Origin of the sequence: Kineococcus haloalkalitolerans, assembly GCF_050871905.1 — a bacterium.
Taxonomy (GTDB): Bacteria; Actinomycetota; Actinomycetes; order Actinomycetales; family Kineococcaceae; genus Kineococcus.
In genome coordinates, this window is the sequence record NZ_JBJLSH010000010.1 from 44,593 (window position 1) to 65,194 (window position 20,602).

Annotated in this window: 15 protein-coding genes; 1 reads left to right on the forward strand and 14 read right to left on the reverse strand. The window is 75.9% G+C overall.

The genetic code is table 11. The features are described 5' to 3' along the window. Nucleotides 1-256: 256 nt before the first annotated feature. The 4 genes from ACRYMY_RS06165 to ACRYMY_RS06180 form a co-directional block, all read right to left on the reverse strand. Nucleotides 257-3,310: an arabinosyltransferase domain-containing protein gene (locus tag ACRYMY_RS06165; RefSeq protein WP_432546384.1), complete on the reverse strand. Its 3,054-nt coding sequence runs from the start codon at nucleotides 3,308-3,310 to the stop codon at nucleotides 257-259. Continuing rightward, nucleotides 3,307-5,358, reverse strand: coding sequence for an arabinofuranosyltransferase (locus ACRYMY_RS06170; protein ID WP_432546385.1), 2,052 nt, complete (start codon nucleotides 5,356-5,358; stop codon nucleotides 3,307-3,309). Before ACRYMY_RS06170 ends, ACRYMY_RS06165 begins: the two co-directional genes overlap by 4 nt. Nucleotides 5,359-5,421: 63 nt before the next feature. Beyond that, complete coding sequence (locus ACRYMY_RS06175) at nucleotides 5,422-7,284, reverse strand: SpoIID/LytB domain-containing protein (protein WP_432546386.1); 1,863 nt, start codon at nucleotides 7,282-7,284, stop codon at nucleotides 5,422-5,424. Between the two features lie 90 nt (nucleotides 7,285-7,374). Further along, nucleotides 7,375-9,450, reverse strand: a complete 2,076-nt coding sequence (locus tag ACRYMY_RS06180) for a putative bifunctional diguanylate cyclase/phosphodiesterase (protein ID WP_432546387.1) — start codon at nucleotides 9,448-9,450, stop codon at nucleotides 7,375-7,377. 114 nt (nucleotides 9,451-9,564) lie between these two features. On the opposite strand from ACRYMY_RS06180, the gene ACRYMY_RS06185 reads away from it, so the two are divergent. Beyond that, on the forward strand, nucleotides 9,565-10,965 hold the full coding sequence (locus ACRYMY_RS06185; protein WP_432546388.1) for an aminotransferase class V-fold PLP-dependent enzyme: 1,401 nt from the start codon (nucleotides 9,565-9,567) through the stop codon (nucleotides 10,963-10,965). On the opposite strand, the gene ACRYMY_RS06190 is transcribed toward ACRYMY_RS06185, so the two are convergent. The 10 genes from ACRYMY_RS06190 to ACRYMY_RS06235 all read right to left on the reverse strand — a co-directional run bounded on the left by ACRYMY_RS06190 (nucleotide 10,946) and on the right by ACRYMY_RS06235 (nucleotide 20,573). Then, nucleotides 10,946-11,476, reverse strand: coding sequence for a DUF421 domain-containing protein (locus ACRYMY_RS06190; protein ID WP_432546389.1), 531 nt, complete (start codon nucleotides 11,474-11,476; stop codon nucleotides 10,946-10,948). The genes ACRYMY_RS06185 and ACRYMY_RS06190 overlap by 20 nt on opposite strands. A 124-nt stretch (nucleotides 11,477-11,600) precedes the next feature. After that, a complete protein-coding gene (locus tag ACRYMY_RS06195; protein ID WP_432546390.1) occupies nucleotides 11,601-12,767 on the reverse strand; it encodes a glycosyltransferase family 87 protein in 1,167 nt (388 codons plus the stop codon). After that, nucleotides 12,764-13,195, reverse strand: a complete 432-nt coding sequence (locus tag ACRYMY_RS06200) for a GtrA family protein (RefSeq protein WP_432546391.1) — start codon at nucleotides 13,193-13,195, stop codon at nucleotides 12,764-12,766. Before ACRYMY_RS06200 ends, ACRYMY_RS06195 begins: the two co-directional genes overlap by 4 nt. Next, nucleotides 13,192-14,061, reverse strand: coding sequence for a decaprenyl-phosphate phosphoribosyltransferase (locus tag ACRYMY_RS06205; RefSeq protein WP_432546392.1), 870 nt, complete (start codon nucleotides 14,059-14,061; stop codon nucleotides 13,192-13,194). The genes ACRYMY_RS06200 and ACRYMY_RS06205 overlap by 4 nt, the downstream gene beginning before the upstream one ends. Next, the gene (locus ACRYMY_RS06210) at nucleotides 14,058-14,615 is read right to left on the reverse strand and encodes a phosphatase PAP2 family protein (protein ID WP_432546393.1); all 558 of its coding nucleotides are present in this window, start codon (nucleotides 14,613-14,615) and stop codon (nucleotides 14,058-14,060) included. The genes ACRYMY_RS06205 and ACRYMY_RS06210 overlap by 4 nt, the downstream gene beginning before the upstream one ends. Nucleotides 14,616-14,623: 8 nt before the next feature. Further along, nucleotides 14,624-15,370 (reverse strand): ABC transporter ATP-binding protein, encoded by a 747-nt coding sequence (locus ACRYMY_RS06215; RefSeq protein ID WP_432546394.1) that lies wholly within the window; start codon nucleotides 15,368-15,370, stop codon nucleotides 14,624-14,626. A gap of 4 nt (nucleotides 15,371-15,374) precedes the next feature. Next, nucleotides 15,375-16,262: an ABC transporter permease gene (locus tag ACRYMY_RS06220; RefSeq protein WP_432546395.1), complete on the reverse strand. Its 888-nt coding sequence runs from the start codon at nucleotides 16,260-16,262 to the stop codon at nucleotides 15,375-15,377. A 5-nt stretch (nucleotides 16,263-16,267) separates the two neighbouring features. Further along, complete coding sequence (locus tag ACRYMY_RS06225) at nucleotides 16,268-18,298, reverse strand: glycosyltransferase (RefSeq protein ID WP_432546396.1); 2,031 nt, start codon at nucleotides 18,296-18,298, stop codon at nucleotides 16,268-16,270. Further along, nucleotides 18,295-19,536, reverse strand: coding sequence for a UDP-galactopyranose mutase (gene glf, locus ACRYMY_RS06230; RefSeq protein ID WP_369052001.1), 1,242 nt, complete (start codon nucleotides 19,534-19,536; stop codon nucleotides 18,295-18,297). Before glf ends, ACRYMY_RS06225 begins: the two co-directional genes overlap by 4 nt. 8 nt (nucleotides 19,537-19,544) lie before the next feature. Then, nucleotides 19,545-20,573 (reverse strand): glycosyltransferase, encoded by a 1,029-nt coding sequence (locus tag ACRYMY_RS06235; protein WP_432546397.1) that lies wholly within the window; start codon nucleotides 20,571-20,573, stop codon nucleotides 19,545-19,547. Between the last annotated feature and the right edge of the window lie 29 nt (nucleotides 20,574-20,602).

Below are 20,602 nucleotides of genomic sequence, written 5' to 3' on the forward strand. Positions count from 1 at the left end.
GCCCTCCCCTCTGTGATCGCGGAAGGGTGGAGGCTCACCCGTCCACGATCACAGCGGCGGTACGGCGGCTCGCAGCACCGACCCTCACCCCGCGCTGCCCCTGCCCCCCCTTCCCGTGATCTTGCAGGGAATCCCAGCAAGATCACGGAGGGGGGTCGCGCACGCGAGGCGCTCACGACAGCCGCCCCACCTGGCCGTGATCATGGAAGGACGAGGGTCCACCCATCCGTGATCACGGCGGAGTGGTGCCTCGTGGTCAGCGCTCCGGCTGGTCGATGAACTCCTGGGGGCTCGGGCCCGGGCCGGCGCCCTCCCACCAGCGCCAACCGGGCACCGTCCGCTCCCCCGGCGCCACGTCGTACCCGCCGGTGGGCAGGTCGTAGGTCACCTCGACCAGCTCGCCCCACTCCCGGTACGGGGCGCCGGGCAGGAACCCGCGGTACGGCGTCAGCGTCGCCACCTCCGGCAGCGTCGCGTAGGAGCCGCCGCCGTCGATGACCGCCAGCATCGGCGTGCCCTCGAACGTCGCGCTGCGCACGAGCCACCCGACGGGCTCGACCAGACCGCCCGCCACGCGCGGCGGCTGCTGGCACGGCAGGTGCAGCCCGATCGGCCAGTCCACGAGGACGCCCTCGTCCGTCGGCAGCACGTCGGCGAGCACCTGCGCGGTGCGCCGGTGGACGTCCGTGACGGCCGCGGGCTCCCCCTCCTCGTCCAGGGCCGTCAGGACCACCCGCACCGCGACGGCACCGGCCGGGGCGTCGGCGACCGGCCCGAACGCGACGCGACGCCACCCCTCCCCACCGGGCACGACCGCGGGCACCGGCAGCGACCGGCCGGCCTCGTCGGTGAACTCGACGGTGACCTGCGGGTCGCCGTGCACGGCGAGGGCCAGCGCCTCGTCGGCCGCGCGCTCGCCGAGCGCCCGCCACGGCGTGACGACCGCGGTCCCCGGCTCCCCGGCGGCCCAGGCGTCGGCGCCGTCGGGCACGGTGTCCGGCAGCGGGTCCAGCCCGCCCTCGCCCGGGTCCGCCGGCGCGGCGGTCGTCCCGGGTGCGGCACCGGGCACGTCCGCCGGCGCGAGCGCCACCTGCCCCGTCAGCGCGACGGCGGCGTCGGCGAACCCGCAGGACGACCCGCGCAGGGAGTCCACGGCGTCCGCGGCCACCGACCACGAGCCGCGCAGGCGGTACGTGGCCGCGGCCACGCTGAACACCTGCAGCGCCAGCGACCCGGCGAGCACGGCGGCCACGGCCGCGACGACGACCTCCGACCAGGCGTCGCGCTCCCCCGCGCGGGTGCGCCGCCGGCGCCACCACCACACGGCCAGGCCCGCGGCGGCGGACAGCCCCGCCCACAGCAGCGGCGAGGACAGCCGCTCCGGCAGCGCCGGGTCGGTGCCGTACGCCGAGTACTCCACCTGCGCGTCGGGCCCGTGGAAGGCGACCCCGGCCGCCGCGCACACGAACGCCCACAGCGCCAGCAGCGGCCAGCGGGCGGGCCGCCGGCGCACGAGGACGACGGCCGCGGTCACCGTCAGCAGGGTCGCCGCGCCGGCCAGCGCCCCGAAGTGGTGCGACCACTTCGTCGGCGCGATCGTCAGGACGGCGAACCCGGCGACGGTGACGGCCACGGGCACCACCCACGCGGTGCGCGGGCCGGGGGCGCGGCGCGCGCGCAGCAGCGCCGTGGTCACCCCGACGAGCAGCACGAGGGTGAGCAGGACGACGACCTGGCGCGAGTACAGCCGCTGGTTGGGGTCCGGGCCGATGGTCAGGTACCAGTACCGCTCGGCCTCCTCCCACCACGACTGGTTGGGGCCGACCTCGTCGTGCACGCGCAGCGCGGTCAGCGCGGCGGCCAGGGTGGCGTCGGCGAAGACGACGGGCGAGGCGACGCTGGCGGCGGCCAGCAGCAGCGCGGACGTGGCGGCCGCGCCCAGGCGCGACTCCCGCACGACGGGCCACCAGCGGGGTGCCAGGACGAGCGCGGTGGCGGTGGCCAGCAGCCCGGAGGCGGTGACGGCCACCGCCGTCCCGCACAGGACGGCCGCCACGCCCAGCAGCCAGGCGCGCCGGCGCTCGACGGCCTCCAGCACGAGGGCCAGGACGGCGGTGGACAGCAGGACGACGAGGCTCTCGGGGCGGGCGCTGACGTCGAAGGGCAGCCACCAGGCCAGCAGGACGAGCGCGGTCAGCGGCCACGTCCAGCCCGGCGGGTCCTGCACCACGCGCGGCAGGACGACGCGGGTCAGCAGCAGCCAGGTGCCGATCCCGCACAGGGCGGCGGGCAGCCGCACCGCCCACGGCTGGACGGTGACCTGCGCGACGAGGCCGAGCAGCTCCTGCTGCAGCGTGAAGGGGATCTCCGGGACGTTGAAGTAGCGCACGACGTTGCCGACGTAGCCGGTCGCCGGGGCCGCCCGCCCCTCGAGCACGTAGTAGAAGTCGTCGGTGTGCAGGGGCCCGGCGCCGGCCCACACGAGCAGGACGAGGCCGACGGCGGCGTCGCACACCGCGCGCAGCGGCCGCGCGCGCACCGGGGTCCGGGTGCTCGGGGTGGTGCGAGGCCGGTCGTCGCCGTCGTGCGCCGGCGGGGCCCGCCGGCGGCGGGGCGCGGGCCCTGCCAACAGCGCCAGCACGACCAGCGAGGCCGCGGCCAGCAGCACGTGCGCGAGCACGACGGCGGTCTTCAGCGCGGTGGGCCGCGTCTCGAACCGCGCGTCGGGCGAGGCGGTGACGGCCGGGCCCGCGCCGCCGGCCAGGTCGCCGGCGGCGACGTCGGTGGTGAAGGCGGTCACCTCGGGCACGGGCAGGCCCGGCTCGTCGGCCAGCGGGCCGCCCGCGCTGACGCGGGTGCCGTCCTGGTCGGCGACGACCTCCAGGGAGCAGCCGGCGGGCAGCTGCGCCAGCGGGACGGTGACCAGCGGCGCGCCGGAGGAGCGCACCCGCAGCTCCCCGTCGCCCACGGTGACCGCGAGCGAGCGCTCCTCGCCGCGCGCGGAGCCGTCGGGGGCGGTGCCCAGGGCCGTGGCGCGCTCGCCGGCGGCGGTGCGCGCGTCCAGCGCGGCCAGCGCCGCACACGGCACCTGCGCGCGGACGTCGACCGGCCGGTACGGCATGAACAGCGCGACCGTGGAGGCCTCGGCGGTGCCCTGCTGCCCGGCCTGCGGCCAGGTGACGGTGGGGGTGCTGGCCACGACGGGCGCCAGCGGCACCGCGAGCGAGAGCAGGCACGTCAGCGCGCCCAGGAGCAGCGCGAGGAGGGCGCCCGGCCGGTGCGGGCGGCCGGACGCGCGAGCGGGGCTCACCGGCGCGCGACGACGGCGAACGGCCCGGCCCCGCGCACCTCGAAGGCGGGGTCGTCGAACAGCGCGGGGTCGAACACCGCCCGCTCCCAGGCGACGTTGGGCTCGGCGGGGAAGGTGTCGCGGGCCAGGTCGACCGACCAGCCGTCCTCGCCGGTGCGCAGCACGAACACGTCGGGCGCCTCGAACGGGCTGGCGTCCAGGCGCTGCAGCAGCTCGGCGGGGCTGGTCGAGGCCGCCCACGCCAGCACCTGCTCGCGGCGGCCGTCGTAGTCGGCCAGCGGGTTGGCGTAGTGCGGGGTGACCTGCTGGAACCCGCGCCAGGGCCGGAAGGAGAACAGCTCGTACTTGGCGGACAGGACGACGAGCTGGTCGGGGCTCACCCCGACCACGTCGGCGCCGAGCGCGTCGACGGCCGCGAGGACCTCGTCGTTCCAGGCGTCCTCGAGCTCGGGGTCGCTCTCGCCGAGCGCGTTGGAGCCCTCCGGCGTGTAGTCGCGGTAGGCGGTGGTGATCGGCGAGGACAGCGACTGCGGCGTGCTCTGCAGCGGCACGACGAGGACGGCGGCACCGCCGAGCACGAGCAGGGCCTGCGCCTCGCGCCGGCGCGCGACCAGGGCGGGCAGGGCGCCGGCGCGCAGCCAGCGCCACAGCGCGGCCCCGCCCATCACCCCGGCGACGGCGGTGGTGGCGACGAGGACGGCCTCCATCCGGAAGCCCAGCAGGGTGGTGCGGGCGGCCAGCGCGGCCGTGGACAGCAGGTACCAGGCGTAGGCGAGGACGACGACGCCCAGCAGCGGGCGGGCGGTGTCGGCGTCGGGACCGGGCCGGCGCACCGACCACACGAGCCACAGGCACCCCAGCAGCAGCAGCGCGCCCCACGGGGTCGGGTTGAACATCGGCGTGGGCAGCTGCGCGGAGATCAGCGGCAGGAAGTGCTGCGCGGCGGCGCGGCCCCCGCCGCCGGTGACGACGGCCACGACGTACGGCGCCCACACCAGCAGGGCGAGCACCGCGGACACGAGGGCCGCCACGACGAGGGCGGCGACGCGCCCGCGCAGCGCCGCGGGCCCCTGCCCCACCCGCCAGGCGGCCGCGGAGCGCACGGCGCACGCCAGCGCGACCAGCAGCGCCGCGAACCCGGCGTACAGGGTGTACGTCATGGCGCCCAGGCCGAGGACGACGCCGACGGCGACCGCGGCGGCCAGCCGCTGGCGGGGGGTGACGTCGCCGAAGCCGCGCCAGGCGACGACGGCGGCCACGGGCACGAACGCGGCCAGGCACCAGGAGTACGGCTCGTCGACGAACGGGCCGGCCTGCGCCGGGTAGACGCCGGCGGCGGCGGTGGCCAGCCCGGCGAGGACGCCGCGGCGCGGGCCGGTCAGCCGCGACCACGCCACGAGCGCCAGGCAGGGCACGACGGCGGCCGTGGCGATCCCGGCGGTCTGGAACGCCTCCCAGGCGGGGGTGCCGGTCAGCGCGGCGTAGCGGCCGGCCAGCCAGAACCACCCCGAGGGGTAGAAGGAGGGCAGGTCGGCGTAGTTCATGTCCGCCAGTCGCCAGTCGTCGGCGAGGCGGCCGAGGAACTGGGTGCGGAAGAGCTGGTCGACGCTGTTGCCGCCCAGGTAGTAGCGGGTGCCGGCCAGCGGCACCGCCAGCAGCGCGGTGGACAGCGCCGAGACGGCGACGACGGCGACGGCCTCCGTCCCGGCCCACCAGCGGCTGCGCACCCCCACGAGCAGGGCGGCGCCCACGACGAGGACCACGGCCGCGGTGAGCAGCGCGGTCCCGGCGTAGGTGGGGTCGGCGTCGAAGGACGTCAGCTGCGCCAGGCCGGTGCGCCGGACCGCGGCGTGCACGGCGAGGCTGACGGCCAGCGAGACCACCCCGGCCAGGGCCAGGGCCGCCGTGAGCCGCGCGAACCCGCCGCGGACCACGGCGTCGCGGCCCGGCGCCGGGACCGGGCGGGCACCGCCGCGCCGGGTGCCGGGACCGCTGTCGGGGGGCCCGCCGGGCTCGACGCGGTCGGCGGGACGGTCGAGCTGGCTCACGGGGCGCCAGCGTATGGCAGCTCCGCGCACCCGCCGTCACCCGACGCGCGGCCCCGCGGGACCTCAGCGGTAGCTGACGACGGCTCCCCCGGCCGGGGTCCAGGTGATCGACCCGCCCTGGAAGTCGGTGCGCTTGGCGCCCGGGCTGCCGGCGACGTCGTACTCGCTGGACGTCGGGTAGCCGAGGCCGCCGTTCTCCCAGCCCAGCCGGCCCCACTCGCCGCGGATCGCCCCGCGCACGGCGTGCGCACCGGTGGCCGGCGACCAGTACACGGCGCCGCCCCGGAACTCCTCCCACGCCCCGCCGGGCAGCCGCCACTCGTCGGAGACGGGGTAGCCGAGCCAGCCGTCCTGGGCGCCGAGGGCGCTCCAGCGGTCCCTGATCGCCCCGCGCACCTCGTGGGCGCCGGTGGCCGGGGACCACAGGAGGGACCCGCCGGCGAAGGTCTGCCCGGCGCCGCCGCGCAGGGGGGCCTCGGCGCTGGTCGGGAAGCCGAGGGGGCCGTCCTCCCAGCCCAGCCGGCCCCACGCGTTGCGGATCTCCCCGCGCACGGGGTGGGCGCCGGTGCGCGGGGACCAGTAGACCGCCCCGCGCTCGAACAGCTGGTAGGAGCCCTCGACCTGCGGCAGTCCCCACACGGGCGAGGTCGGGCGGCCCAGGACGCCGGCGTCGCCGCCGAGGCCGCGCCAGCGGGCGTCGACCTGCTCGCGCCCGCCGGGCACGAACGTCCACAGGCTGGAGCGCAGCGCGCCGGAGAAGCGGGCGACGGAGGCGCCGGACAGGGTGCGGTCGCCGCTGGTGCAGCGCAGCAGCAGCTCGGTGATCCGCCCGCCCCACGGGCCCTGGCCGTCGCGGCGGGTGACGCTCAGGCTGCGCACCTGCCCGCCGGCGGGGCACTGGCGGGCGACGGTGGCCACGGGCAGCTGCGCGGTCCAGCCGGCGACCGTGTCCTGCGGGACCTTCCCGGCCGGCGAGCTCCAGGGGTCCTCCCCGGCGCGCAGGTAGGGGCGGCTGCCGGTGGCCGACCAGCCGCCGTTGCTGGAGGAGAACTGGGTGAACGCCGGGGCGCCCTGGAACTCCCTGATCTCCCCGGCGGTGGCGCGCACGGCGGCCGTGGTGGTGGCCGGCTGCAGCTCGGTGACGGCGCCGGCGGCCGTGCGCGACTGCACGCCCAGGTAGACCTGGCAGGCCTCGGTGTCGCAGATGTCGAAGGGCGAGCCCGCCGGGCGCAGCGTGGACAGGGCGTAGCTGCGGGCCGCGACGGCCTGCGCCTTCAGGGCCTCGGGGGCGAACCAGCCGGGCGACTCGCGGGGCACGACGCCCAGCAGGTAGTCCTCCAGCGGCAGGGTGTTGATCGGCGTGATGGTGCTGGTCAGCGGGAAGGAGACGCTGCCGCTGTAGCGGTTGCCGGAGCCGTCGACCCGCTCGACCCACACGCCGCTCGCGCCGGTGACGACGGGCACGCTCGTCCAGCGCTCGGTCCACACCTCGCGCCAGCCCTCGGCGAAGGCCGTCAGCCGCAGGGCGCCGGCGTCCCACGTCACGCGCAGCCGCTGCCCCTGCGGCACCTCGCGGGCGCCCACGCGCAGCGGGGAGGCCGTGCGGGTCTCCAGGAACACCTCGGGGCCGGCGAAGCGGGACAGCTGCACGCGCACGTCGCGGTTCGCCCGGCTGCCGACGGTGGTGCCGGGGTAGTAGTCGGCGAGGATGCGCCGGTGGTCCTGCCCGGCGACGGCGCGCGACTGCGCCCCCCACTGCGACATGCCGTACCCGTGGCCGTAGCCGCGGCCCTCGACCGTCCAGGAGCCGGACACGGGGGCGGGCAGGGTCTCGGCGGCCTGCGCGGCGGGGACGGTCAGCAGCGTCCCGAGCAGGGACAGGGCGCCGGCACCGACGGCGGCGGGGAGCAGTCGCGGGAGTCTCACCAACACAGCGTCATCGCCCACTCACGCACCGTCAAGACAGTTGCGTCACTCGAGACCCAGCCGTGACAGATCGCACCGCGCCCGGACGCCTCACGCCGGCACGGCCGCGCCCGCGGCCAGCAGGTGGGCCACCGCCGACCCCGGCGGCAGCGGGCGCGCGAAGCGGAAGCCCTGCCCCACCGGGCAGCCCAGCCCCGCCAGCACCGCCACCTGCTCCGCCGTCTCCACACCCTCCGCGACCACCAGCAGGTCCAGCGTCCGGCCCAGCTGGACGATCGCCGCCGTCACCGCCCGGTCCTCCGCGTCGTCCACCACGTCGTCGATGAACGACTTGTCGATCTTCAGCACGTCGATCGGGAAGCGCCGCAGGTAGCTCAGCGAGGAGTACCCCGTCCCGAAGTCGTCGAGCGCCACCCGCACACCCGTCGCCCGCAGCCGGCGCATCGTCGCCGACGTCCGCTCCGCGTCCGCCACGAGCACCGACTCGGTGATCTCCAGCGTCAGCCGGTCCGCCGGCACGTCCGCCGCCGCCAGCGCCTCCTCCACGTCGCGCACCAGCGACGGGTGCTGGAACTGGCGCGCCGAGACGTTGACGCTCACGCCCACCGGCACGCCGTGCTCGCGCTCCCAGGCCCCCGCCTGCCGGCACGCCTCCCGCAGCACCCAGCGCCCCACCGGCACGATCAGGCCCGACTCCTCCGCCAGCGGCACGAAGTCCGCCGGCGGCACCAGACCGCGGCGCGGGTGCCGCCAGCGCACCAGCGCCTCGAAGCCCCGCACCCGCCCGGTGAGCAGCTCCACCACCGGCTGGTACTCCAGCAGCAGCTGCCCCTCCGCGACGGCCAGGTGCAGGTCCGCGGTCAGCCGCTCCCGCTCCAGGTGGTCCCGGTGGTGGCGCGGGCGGAACACCTCGCACCGCCCCTTCCCGGCGCTCTTGGCCGCGTACATCGCCACGTCCGCCGCCCGCAGCAGCCCCAGCCCGCAGGAGGCCGCCTCCTGCGCGGTCGCAAGCCCGATGCTCACCCCCGTCGGCACCCAGCGGTCGGCCAGCCGCACCGGCTCCCGCAGGGCCGCCAGCACCCGGTCGGCCGTCCGGCGCGCCTCCTCCGCGGCGCCGGGGCCGGTCAGCAGCACGGCGAACTCGTCACCGGCCAGCCGCGCCGCCAGCCCCCGCGCGCCGGCCGCCTCGCGCACCCGGTCGCTGACCTCCCGCAGCAGGGCGTCCCCGGCCTCGTGACCGAGGCCGTCGTTGACCGTCTTGAGGTTGTCCAGGTCCAGGAACAGCACCGCGCAGCCCCCGCCCCGCGACGCGGGCACCGCCTCCGCCGCGCGCAGCCGCTCCATGAACAGCGCGCGGTTGGGCAGCCCCGTGAGGGGGTCGTGGAACGCCTGCTGCCGCAGCCGCTCCTCCAGCTCCAGGCGCTCGCTGACGTCGCGCGTGGTCAGCACCGTCCCGACCACGGCCGGGTCGTCCGTCAGGTCCCCCGTCACCGTCTCCAGCCAGCGCCACGACCCGTCCCGGTGCCGCGCCCGGGCGAGCACGGGCTGGCGCGGGTCCCGCGCCACCGCGAACACCCCCCGGTCCTCCGGGTGCAGCAGCGCCACCGGGCGCGTCCCCAGCAGCGAGGCCGGCGGGTGGCCGAGCACCTGCTCCACCGACGGGGTCACGTAGGACAGCCGCCCGGTGCGGTCCACCACCGCGATGACGTCGGAGGAGCCCCGCACCAGCGAGCGGAAGTGCTCCGCCCCCTCCAGGCCGTCCAGCAGGCTGTTGAAGGCCGCCGCCGTGGCACCCAGCTCGTCGTCGGAGTCCACGGCGATGCGCGAGGTCGTCGCCCGGGACCACTCCCCGCTGCGCCCCGCGGCGGCGACCGCGTCGGCGACCGCGCGCAGGTGCACGCTCAGCTGGGCCAGCCGCCCGCCCACCAACCAGCGGCACAGCGCGTAGCTGAGCGCCCCGACGAGGAACCCCGCGGCCAGGCACGCCCCCCGGAACAGCGCCCGGCCCGCGACGTCGCCGGGCACCCCGAGCAGCACGGCGAACGGCGGGAAGACCAGCCCGACGGCGAGGCCGAGACCGACCATGCACAGGGCCAGGTCCCAGAAGACGCGGCGGGTGAGCCGCACACCGCGGCGGCGCGCGGGGGCGGTGCGGTAAGCGCTCACCCCCCCGGTCTCGGCGTCCCGGCGTCCGGTCTTGACCCCCGGCGCGCCCCGGCCACCCGGACGCCCGCCCGCACCGCGCTCAAGCCGGGCCCCGCCGCGGCCGAGGAACTCCCCGTGGCGCTCCCCCCCTCCCGCAGCCGCGCACCGCTCACCCGTCTGGTCGGTGCCGACGTCGCCGTCCCCGTCGCCGACGGCGGCCCGCGCCGCTACGTCGACCTCGACACGGCGGCCTCCGGCCCCGCGTCGCTGGCGGTGGCGCGCGCCGTCGAGGAGTTCCTGCCCTGGTACTCCAGCGTCCACCGGGGCGCCGGCGCGAAGTCGCAGGTCGCCAGCGCCCGCTACGAGGCCGCGCGCGACAGCGTCCTGCGGCTGGTGGGCGCCGACCCCGCCACCCACGTCGCCGTCTGGACGCGCGGCACGACGGAGGCGCTGAACCTGCTGGCGTTCCGGCTCGGGCTGCGCCCCGCGGGGCCCGGCGGCGCCGGGGACGTGGTGGTGACCACCGCCGTCGAGCACCACGCCAACCTGCTGCCGTGGCGGCGGCACGCCCGGCTGCGCGTCGTCGACGTCGCCGCCGACGGCACCTTCGCCGTGGACGACGTCGTGGCCGCGCTCGACGCCGCGCCCGCGCCGCGGGTGCTGGCGGTCACGGGCGCCTCCAACGTCACCGGCTGGGTCCCGCCGCTGGACGCGCTGGCCGCCGCGGCCCGCGAGCGCGGCGTGCTGCTCGTCGTGGACGCCGCCCAGCTCGCCCCGCACCGCCCGGTGGACGTGGCCCGGCGCGGGCTGGACGCGGTGGCGCTGTCCGGGCACAAGCTGCACGCGCCCTTCGGGGCGGGCGCCCTGGTCGTGCGCCGCGACCTGCTGCGCGACGGCGAGCCCTTCCAGGTCGGCGGCGGGGCGGTCGGCGCCGTCTCGCACGAGGACGTGGTGTGGGCCGACGGCCCGGACCGCGAGGAGGCCGGCTCCCCCAACGTGGTGGGCGCGGTCGCGCTGGCGGCCGCCGCCGACGAGCTGCTCGCCGAGGGGTGGGAGGCCGTCGCCGCCCACGACGCCGCCCTGACGGCCGCGCTGGACGAGGAGCTCGCGACGGTGCCGGGGCTGCGCCGGTACGGGCCGGGTCCGGGCAGCGACCGGCTGCCGGTGGCGGCCTTCACCCTCGACGGCCTCCCGCACGAGCTGCTGGCGGCCCGGCTCGCCGCCGAGCACGCCGTCGGGGTGCGCAGCGGCTGCTTCTGCGCCCACCCGTACGTGGCGCGGCTGCTCGGCCTGGCCGAGACGGACGTCACGCGCTTCCACGACGACGTCCGGCGCGGGGACCGCCACCGCCTGCCCGGGGCGGTGCGGGCCAGCGCGGGCCGCGGCACCTCGCTGGAGGACGTGCGGGCCCTCGGCGCCGCGCTGCGCGAGATCGCCGCGACGCCCGGCCGTGCCGCCGAGTACGCCGTCGGCCCGGACGGGCACTGGCAGCACCGGGGCGAGCCCGCGGAGGTGCTCAGCCCCGCGGGACGGTGACGGGCGCCAGCGAGCTGCCGTCGCCGCGCGCGTCGCGGCCGATGACGGCGAACGTGCCGTCGGCCTGCAGCACGACGGCCGCCACGTCCTGCAGCGACCCGTAGCCGTTCTCCCGGGCCGCGGAGTGCAGGTCGGACCCGGTGAAGCGGTGCCGGCGCATGCTGGCCTCGACGACCTCGCCGTCGTGGAAGAGCAGCACCGGCCCGGTGCTGACCAGCCGCCCGAAGGCGGACCAGCGCCGCCGGGCCGCGGCCATCGCCCACTGCAGGGCCACCAGCAGCGAGAACGCCACCAGCGCGGTGGTGATCGACACGTCCTGCGCGGTGAGCACGCGCCCGAACGCCGACCCGAGCGTCACCGTGAGCACGAAGTCGAACGGCGTCATCTTCGCCATGTTGCGCGGGCCGGTCACGCGCAGGACGCCGACGATCCAGGCGTAGCCGAGCGTGCCGACCACCACGACCCGGGCGAGGGTGTCCCAGCCGTCCCACCACAGGCTCACGGTTCCCACGAGGTCCTCCTCGGCGCGCCCGAGGGCGCGGTCAGGCGTCAGGGCGCCGGCCACCCTGCCAGTCCCGCGCCGCGTCCACACCCGCGCCGCCCCGCGCCCGCGGTGATCGCGGACGGGCGGCGGCTCACCCGTCCGTGGTCACCGAGGGGCGGAGGGCGGTGGCGCGCAGGGTCAGGGCCAGCAGGACGAGCAGCGACAGCGGGCGGGTCTGCGCCAGCAGCGCGCCGGCGACGCCGCCGAGGGCGTCGGCCTGCTGCAGCACCGGCAGCAGCCACGGCACCCCCGCCAGCCCCGCCACGACCGGCCGGTGCCGGGCGAGCGCCAGCGCGGCCAGCGGCGCGGCCAGCGCGTGGTGCGTCCACGTCACCGGGCTGGCCAGGCACGTCAGCAGGCTCACCGCCAGCCCCAGGTGCAGCGCCCGCTCCCCCGCCCCGGGCCTGCCCGTCCGGTGCCCCGCGCGGACGACGAGCACGACGAGGACCGCGACCAGGACGGCGGACAGCCCGGCGCCCAGCGCGGTGGCGGTGCCGTCGCCCAGGCCCGCGCGGCTGAACGCCCCCGCCAGGGAGTTGTTGCTGATCGTGTCCGGCGCCGCGACGCGCGAGGAGTCCCACAGCGCCCCCAGCAGGTAGGAGCGCAGCGCCGACGGCGAGGCGGCCACCCCCGCGGCGGTCAGCAGCACCCCCGCCGCGACGGTCCAGCCGGCGAAGCGCCGCCAGCCGCGCGCCGCCCCCAGCAGGACCACCAGCGCGGGGGTGACCTTCACCGCACCGGCCAGCCCGGCCAGCAGCGCCCCCGTGCGCGGGCGGCCCCGCCCGGCGAGGACGACGCCGGCGACGAGGGCGAGGACGACCAGCGGGCTGATCTGCCCCAGGACGAGGGACTCGCGGAACGGGTCGGAGACGACGACGAGCGCGAGCGCCGCCGGCCGCCACCGCGCGCAGAGCCCCGCGACCCGCAGCAGCCACCCGCCGGCCGCGAGGAGGGCGAGGACGAGGACGACGTCCCAGACGACCAGCGCCGCGGTCGGCGGCAGCAGGAGCAGCGGCAGCATCAGCAGCGCTGCCAGCGGCGGGTAGACGAAGGCGTGCCCGCGCCCGGTGCGCCGCTCGTACAGGTCGGCCCCGGCCAGCAGGTCGCGCGCGCCGTCGCGGTAGACGGCCAGGTCGTAGCCGGGCTGCCAGGCCTCGGTGGTCACCCCGGTGGCCAGGACGACGCCGGACCAGGCCAGCGCGAGCACCAGCGGCAGCCACCGGAGCAGCGACGGCCGCGGCGCCCGCGCCGGGCTCACGACCGGTCGGGGAAGACGAGCGAGCGGAAGGTGAAGAAGCGGAAGACCGTCGCCAGGGCCATGCCGACGACGTTGGAGGAGATGTTGTCCGCCAGCGGCGAGGTGAAGCCCATGAGGTGGTGCGAGACCCACAGGCAGCCGACCTGGAGGAGAGCGGCCACGACGCTGAGGAAGAGGAACATCGCGTACTCGCGGACGGGGTTGGCGCTGCGCCGGTCCCGCCACGTGTAGTACCGCGAGCCCAGGAACGCCACGAGGATCGCGACGGCGCTGGAGACGACCTTCGACCACACCGACGGCACGTCGAACACCAGCAGCAGCAGGTTGAAGACGGCGACGTCGACGAGGTACGCCAGCCCGCCGGTGACGAGGAAGCGGAAGACCTCCTGCACGCGGTGGTGGCGGCTCAACGCCGCCAGGCCGCTCACGCGTACACCGCCAGCAGCAGCACGACGACCCACGAGGCGGCCAGCGACAGCAGCACGCGGTCGTGCAGCGCCAGCTCCTCCGGCTCCTCGGCCTGCCCGCGGTCCACGTCCACGCCGTAGCGCAGGACGGCCAGGACGAACGGCACGACCGACACCCACGACCACGGCTGCGCCTCCTCGGGCAGGACGCTGAACGCCCACAGCGAGTAAGCGGTGACGAGCACCGTGGCCGACAGCGTCCACACGAAGCGCAGGTACGTCTGCGTGTACTTCTGCACGACCTTGCGCACGGCCCGGCCCGTCGCCTCGCCCTGGCGGGCCTCGGCGTAGCGCTTGCCGGCCGCCATGAACAGCGAGCCGAACGCCGTGGTGAGCAGGAACCACTCCGACAGCTCGATGCCCGCGGCCACGCCGCCGGCCAGCGCCCGCAGCAGGAAGCCGGAGGCGACGCTGGCCAGCTCCACGACCGGCTCGTGCTTCATGCCGAAGCAGTAGATGAGCTGGATGACCGCGTAGACGGCCATGACGACGGCCAGCCCCGGTTCCCACAGGGCCGAGCCGCCGATGCCGACGACGAAGAGGACGACGGCGGTGGCGTAGGCCGCGCCCGGGGACACCACCCCCGAGGCGATGGGCCGGAACCGCTTCTTGGGGTGGGCGCGGTCCGCCTCGACGTCCTTGGCGTCGTTGACGAGGTAGACGGCGCTGGCCACGACGCAGAACGCGGCGAAGGCGACGGCCGCGCCGAGGAACGCGTGGCCGTCCAGCTGGGCCGCGCCCGCCGGCAGCAGCGGCGCGACGACGAGGACGTTCTTGACCCACTGGCGCGGGCGGGCGGTGCGGACCAGCCCGGTGACGGCGTTCACCGCCACCGCCCCAGCACCCGCGGGACCAGGGCGGCGACCCCGGCGCCCAGCGCGCTGCCGGCCGCGACGTCGCTGGGGTAGTGCACGCCGACGACGATGCGCGACAGGGCCATCGCGGGCACCAGCGGCGCGAGGCGCCCGCGCCCGACGAGGCGGCCGAACGCGACGGCGGCGGCCGTGGTGGAGGTGGCGTGCGAGCTGGGCAGGCTCCAGCGGCTGGGCGTGCCGGCGTGCACGGTGACGTGCGGGTGCGAGGGGCGCAGCCGTCGGGTGAACCGCTTGAGGACGACGCTGGCACCGTGGGCGGCGACGACGGCGGCCGTGGCCTCCACCCACTCGCGGCGGCGCGGCCGGTCGGCCAGCGCGCCCACCGCCCCGGCGGCGATCCACACGGCGGCGTGCTCGCCGGCGTGGCTCATCAGCTGGGCGGTGCGGACGACGGCGGGCGCGGACAGCCGCCGCTGCACGGCGATCATGAAGCGCAGCTCGGCCGTCGTGGGCGTCGGGTCCTGCGGCAGCTCGGTGGTCGCGCCGGGCGCGGGGGCGGTCGTCATGGGGTCCTTCATCGCAGGCGGTCAACGGCGGAGGTGATGTCCTCGTCGGCGACCATCCGACCGCGCTCGAGGACGACACCGCGGTCGCACAGCCCCTCGACCATGTTCAGGTCGTGGCTGACGATGACCAGGGTGCGGCCCTCGGCGCGCAGCTCGCGGATGCGCGCCAGGCACTTCTGCTGGAAGGGCGCGTCGCCGACGGCGAGGATCTCGTCGATGAGGAAGATCTCCGGGTCGGTGTGCACGGCGACGGCGAACGCCAGCCGCAGGAACATCCCGGAGGAGTAGAACTTGACCTCGGTGTCGATGAACTGCTCGATCTCGCTGAACGCGACGATCTCGTCGAAGCGGCGCCCGATGGTCGCCTCGTCCATCCCGAGGATGGCGCCGTTGAGGTAGACGTTCTCCCGGCCGGTGAGGTCGGGGTGGAAGCCGGCGCCGACCTCGATGAGCCCGGCGATGCGCCCGCGCACCAGGACGCGGCCGGTGTCGGGGCTCATGACGCCGGAGATGAGCTTGAGCAGCGTCGACTTGCCCGAGCCGTTGAGCCCGAGCAGCGCCACGGCCTCGCCCTCGGCGACGGTGAGGTCCACGCCGTCGAGCGCGGAGAAGGTGTTGCCGAGGTCCTTGCCGCGGAAGGCGGAGATCGCCAGCTGCTTGAGGCTGCGGTCGTGGCGCAGGTGGAACTGCTTGCTGACGCCCTCGACGCGGATGGTGGTGCGCGTGCCGGCGCTGGTGCCCGCTGGGGTGCTCACGGCCTCACAGCTCCTGCGCGAAGCGGCCCTCGAGCCGCCGGAAGGTCAGCTGGCCGAGCACCAGCACGAGGACGGCCAGGCCGAACGCGGACAGCGCGAACCAGGCCAGGTCCGGCGGCACCAGCGACGGGTCGCCGTCGGTGGAGCCGAACCAGAAGGCGTGGTGGAACAGCTCCACGGCGCTGGTGACGGGGTTGAGCTGGTAGACGAACCACAGCCACTCCGGCAGCTGCGCCTGCACCAGGTTCCACGTGTACAGGACCGGCGAGGTCCAGGTGACGACCAGCAGCATGAGGTCGACGATGTTCTCGAAGTCGCGGAACAGGACGTTGATCGAGCCGAAGAACAGCCCCAGGCCCACCGCCAGCAGCGCCACGGTGACGAAGCCGAGGACGCCCGACAGGAGCTGCACGGGCGTGGGCCGCCACCCGGCGACGAGGGTGCCGGCCAGCAGCACGACCATCTGCGGGACGAAGTGGACCCCGGCCACCCAGGCGCTGGAGACCGGGAACAGCTCGCGCGGCAGGTAGATCTTCTTCACCAGCGGCGCGTTCGCGACCACCGCGCGGGTGGCGTTGCCGAACGTCTCGGAGAAGAAGTTGATGACGACGATGCCGGAGAACAGGTAGACGGCGTAGTTCTGCACCACGTCGCGCTGCTGCAGGAAGACGCCGAGGGCGAAGTAGAAGACCGCGAACTGCACGGCGGGCTTGACGTAGCTCCACAGCAGCCCCAGGAAGGAGCCCTGGTAGCGGACGCGCAGCTCCTTGCGGACCAGCAGCTTGAGCAGGTAGCGGCGTTCGAAGACGTCGAGGAGGCCGCGTCCCCGGCCGGGGACGACGAAGCCGTCCACCGCGCCGGCGTCGCCGCCCGCGGGACGGGCCGCGGTCACGCCGCTCAGCGCTCCTCTCCGTACCGCGTCACCGACGTCGTGTGCGCGTCGAAGACGGTGTCCCAGCCCTGCGGGGAGGTGACCTCGGGCAGCGCGGCGCGGTAGGCGCGGGAGAGCTCCTCCCAGCGCCGCCACAGCTGCTGGTGGGCGTCGGCGCTGCGGCGCAGCAGGTCGCGGAAGCGGCGGGGGTCGCGGCGGTACCAGGAGGCCGCGGTGCCGTCGGCCGTGGAGACGACCGCGGAGTCGTAGTGCGCCAGGCGCCACCAGCTCGAGTCCATCGCCGCGACCTGGCGCTCGGGGCGCTCCAGCGCCTCCGGCGCGGGGGCGCTCAGGTGGCGGGCCACCTGCCGCACCGTCCACGGCACGAGGACCGCGCGGTGCGGGGCCGTGGGCTCCTTGCCCTTGCGCGGCGGCTTGCGCAGCCGCGGGGTCGGGAAGGCGTCCACGTCGGTGGACGTGCCCGCGTCGGGGTACTCCTTGCGGGCCGCGCGGATCTCGGCGGTGCGCGTGGGCAGCGCCCGCAGCAGGTGCTCCGGGCCCTCCAGCACGTCGTGCAGGGCCATCAGGCGCAGCGCCTCGGTGGAGTACTGCATCGAGATCAGGTGCTTGACGTCCGTGAAGACGCTCTCGCGGAAGATCGCGCCGCCGTGCCCGTACGGGGAGTGCAGCAGGGCCGCCACGAGCCGGTTGCGCTCGTGGAAGTACGCCTGCCAGTCGGTGCCGTCGTCCTTGTCGATCCACGACACGTGCCAGACGGCCGCCCCGGGCAGGCTGACGGTCGAGTAGCCGGCCTCGGCGGCGCGCAGGCCGTACTCGGCGTCGTCCCACTTGATGAAGACGGGCAGCGACAGGCCGACCTCGCGGACCACCTCGGTGGGGATGAGGCACATCCACCAGCCGTTGTAGTCGACGTCGACGCGCTTGTGCATCCACGGCGTCGAGCGCAGGTTGCGCGCGGCCAGGTCGTGGCGCTCCCGGACCCCGGTGACCGAGCCCCAGAAGAAGCGGTACTTGTCGATGCGCTCGCCCAGGGAGTGCAGGACGGAGCGGTCGAACATGTCGAACATGTGCCCGCCGACGATCGTGGGGCGACGGCACGCCTGGGCGAACTGCAGCGCCCGCAGCACGCCCTCCGGCTCCACGACGATGTCGTCGTCCAGCAGCAGGACGTAGTCGGAGCGGCCCTCGCGCAGCACCTCGCGCATCCCGCGGGAGAAGCCGCCGGAACCGCCCAGGTTGCCCTGGCGGACGATGCGCAGCTGCGCGCCCAGGTCGGCGGCGACCTCCGCGAAGCCCTTCTCCTCCTCCACCAGCTGCGTGCCCTGGTCCATGACGAGGACCTCGTCCAGGACGGCGCGCACCTCCCCGGCCGCCGCCAGGGAGCGCAGCAGCGCCAGGCAGTAGTCGGGGCGGTTGAAGGTGGTGATCGCGATGGACAGCGTCGAGGCCGGGGCGTGCTCCTCGCCGTCGACCTGCCAGTGCGCCGAGACCAGGCGGGTCTCCTCCGCGCCGGCGGCCAGGTCGAACCACAGCCAGCCGCCGTCGCCGAAGCTGGCCAGCGACATGTCGAGCGTGAACGGCTCACCGCCGCTGACGGTGCGCGAGGTCACGCGCTGGCGCAGGCCGCGCGCGTTGGACTTGTAGACCGTCACGGTGCCCGGGGCGGCCAGCTCCACGTTCAGGCGCACCGCGCTGGCGGTGGTCCAGCGCCGCCAGTAGCTGGCGGGGAAGGCGTTGAAGTAGGTGCCGAAGGACACCCGCGAGCCGGCGTCCACGACGAGGCCGCGGCGGCCGCGGACGTTCTCCGCGCGCCCCTCCTGGTGCACCGCGAACGACGGCTCGCCGCCCGCGGCGGCCGCCTGCGGCAGGTCGTCGAGCGACTCCCCCGCCCGGCCGGCGGTCTCGGCGCCGGTGACGACGGCCGCGGCGTGGTCCACGTACAGCGGCATGTCGTCGGCGTCGACGTCCACGGGCATGACGACCCGGTGGACCGTGCGCCAGGTCGCGCCCGGCAGTTCCGTCACCACGGTGCTCACCGCTGCGACCCCCCGTCGGTGTCGTCGCCGGCGACGCCGCCGCTGACCAGCGGGGCGCGGTCGCGGAAGTGCGGGGCCAGCTTGTTGTCGACCATCGACAGCGCGGCACCGATGGCCATGTGCATGTCGAGGTACTTGTAGGTGCCCAGGCGCCCGCCGAACAGGACGCCGCGCTCGCCGCGGGCCAGGTCGCGGTAGGCCAGCAGGCGCTGGCGGTCGGCGGGGGTGTTCACCGGGTAGTACGGCTCGTCGCCGCGGGCGGCGAAGCGGGAGAACTCCTTCATCACCACCGTGGCGTCGCGCGGGTAGTCGCGCTCCGGGTGGAAGTGCCGGAACTCGTGGATCCGCGTGTAGGGCACGTCCTCGTCGGCGTAGTTCATGACCGGGGTGCCCTGGAAGTCGCCCACGTCGAGGACCTCCTGCTCGAAGTCCAGCGTGCGCCAGGTCAGCTCGCCCTCGGCGCGGTCGAAGTACTCGTCGACCGGGCCGGTGTAGACGACCGGCACCTGGCCCACGACGGCGTCCTTGGACAGCGCGCCGTCGCGCAGGAAGTCCGTCTCCAGCCGCACCTCGATGTTCTCGTGGTCGGCCATCCGCTCCAGCCAGGCCGTGTACCCGTCGACGGGCAGGCCCTCGTGGGTGTCGTTGAAGTAGCGGTTGTCGTACGTCCAGCGCACCGGCAGGCGGGTGACCGTCTCCCCGGGCAGCTCGCGCGGGTCGGTCTGCCACTGCTTGGCGGTGTAACCGCGGAAGAACGCCTCGTACAGGGGGCGCCCGATCAGCGAGATCGCCTTGTCCTCGAAGTTGTCCGCGGACGCGGTGTCGATCTCCCCGGCCTGCTCGGCCACGAGCGCGCGCGCCTCGGCCGGCGACAGGGCCTTGCGGAAGTACTGGTTGATCGTCGCCAGGCTCACCGGCATCGGGTACACCTCACCGCGGTAGTTCGTGTAGACGCGGTGGACGTAGTTCGTGAACCTGGTGAAGCGGTTGCAGTACTCCCACACCCGCTCGTTGGAGGTGTGGAACAGGTGCGCGCCGTAGCGGTGCACCTCGATGCCCGTGCGCGGCTCGGGCGAGGAGTAGGCGTTGCCGCCGATGTGGTCGCGGCGGTCCAGGACGAGGACCTTCAGGCCCAGCTGCTCGGCGCACTGCCGGGCGACGGTGAGGCCGAAGAAGCCCGAGCCGACGACGACGAGGTCGGCCGAGGCGGTGCTCGCGGGCGCGCTGTTCGTAGGCATGGTGGCCGTCAGCGTAGCCGCCCGGACGGCTGCGCCGGAGCAGGCGCGAGCGGCGGCATGGTCGCGAAGGAGCGGTCGCGGGCGATGCGACGGCCGTCGCGCAGGCCCCGCCACAGGTTGCTCGTGCCCCGCACCGTGCGCTCCACCACCACCAGGCGCACCAGCTCCTTGGCGATCGTCAGCAGCGTGCCCAGCGCGAAGCGCACCGGCTTCAGCGCGCCGTGCGCGCGGTAGTAGTGCCGCATGATCCCGCGGTTGCGCAGGATGTAGTAGCGGTAGCGGTCGGAGCTGGCGTTCAGGTGGCGCACGCCCATGTCCCACTGCCTGATCTCGCGGGTGCGGCGCAGCGCGAACTCGTCGACGATCACCGAGCGGGTCACCCGCGAGGCCAGCCAGCCGTAGACGGCGTCGTCCCAGTAGATGAAGAAGCGCGGGTCCGGCAGGCCGATCTCCGCGACGACGTCGCGGTGCACGAGCATCCCCTCGAAGCAGCCGGAGTTCATGTCCCGGAAGCCGGAGGCGTCGAAGCCCGCGGGCGCGAAGGGGATGGGGATCCCCAGCGCCGTGGACTGCCGGTACTGCCAGTAGAACTCGCTGCCGTCGAAGTCGTAGCGGCGCGGCTGCACGCTGCGGAAGCGCTCCGCCCACCGGCCCAGCCGGCCCAGGGCGCCCGGGACCACCTCGACGTCGTCGTCCATCAGCCACAGCCAGGTGGCGCCCAGCTCCCACGCCACGCGCACGCCCTCGGAGAAGCCGCCGGCGCCGCCCGTGTTGACCGGCGAGCGGTGCACCACCAGCCCGCCGGGCAGGGCCTCGGCGAAGCGGGCGGCGTAGGCGTCCAGCACCCGCGGGGTGTCGTCGGTGGAGGCGTTGTCCACCACGACCACGCGGCCCGGCAGCGGGTCCATCGCCAGCAGCGAGTCCAGCAGCCGCGCCAGCAGCGCGCTGCGGTCGTAGGTGACGACGACCACCGTCGCGCTCGAGGGGTCGAACGGCTCGGTCGCCGGGGGCGCGGGCGGCTGCGGCTGCTTCGTCATGACCCGCCGGAGCCTAGCCGCCCGCGGGC

Bases quoted from the DNA above. Each gene is read 5' to 3' on its own strand.
- ACRYMY_RS06235 (WP_432546397.1), bottom strand. From the start codon at position 20,573: ATGACGAAGCAGCCGCAGCCGCCCGCGCCCCCGGCGACCGAGCCGTTC.
- ACRYMY_RS06210 (WP_432546393.1), bottom strand. From the start codon at position 14,615: ATGACGACCGCCCCCGCGCCCGGCGCGACCACCGAGCTGCCGCAGGAC.
- glf (WP_369052001.1), bottom strand. From the start codon at position 19,536: ATGCCTACGAACAGCGCGCCCGCGAGCACCGCCTCGGCCGACCTCGTC.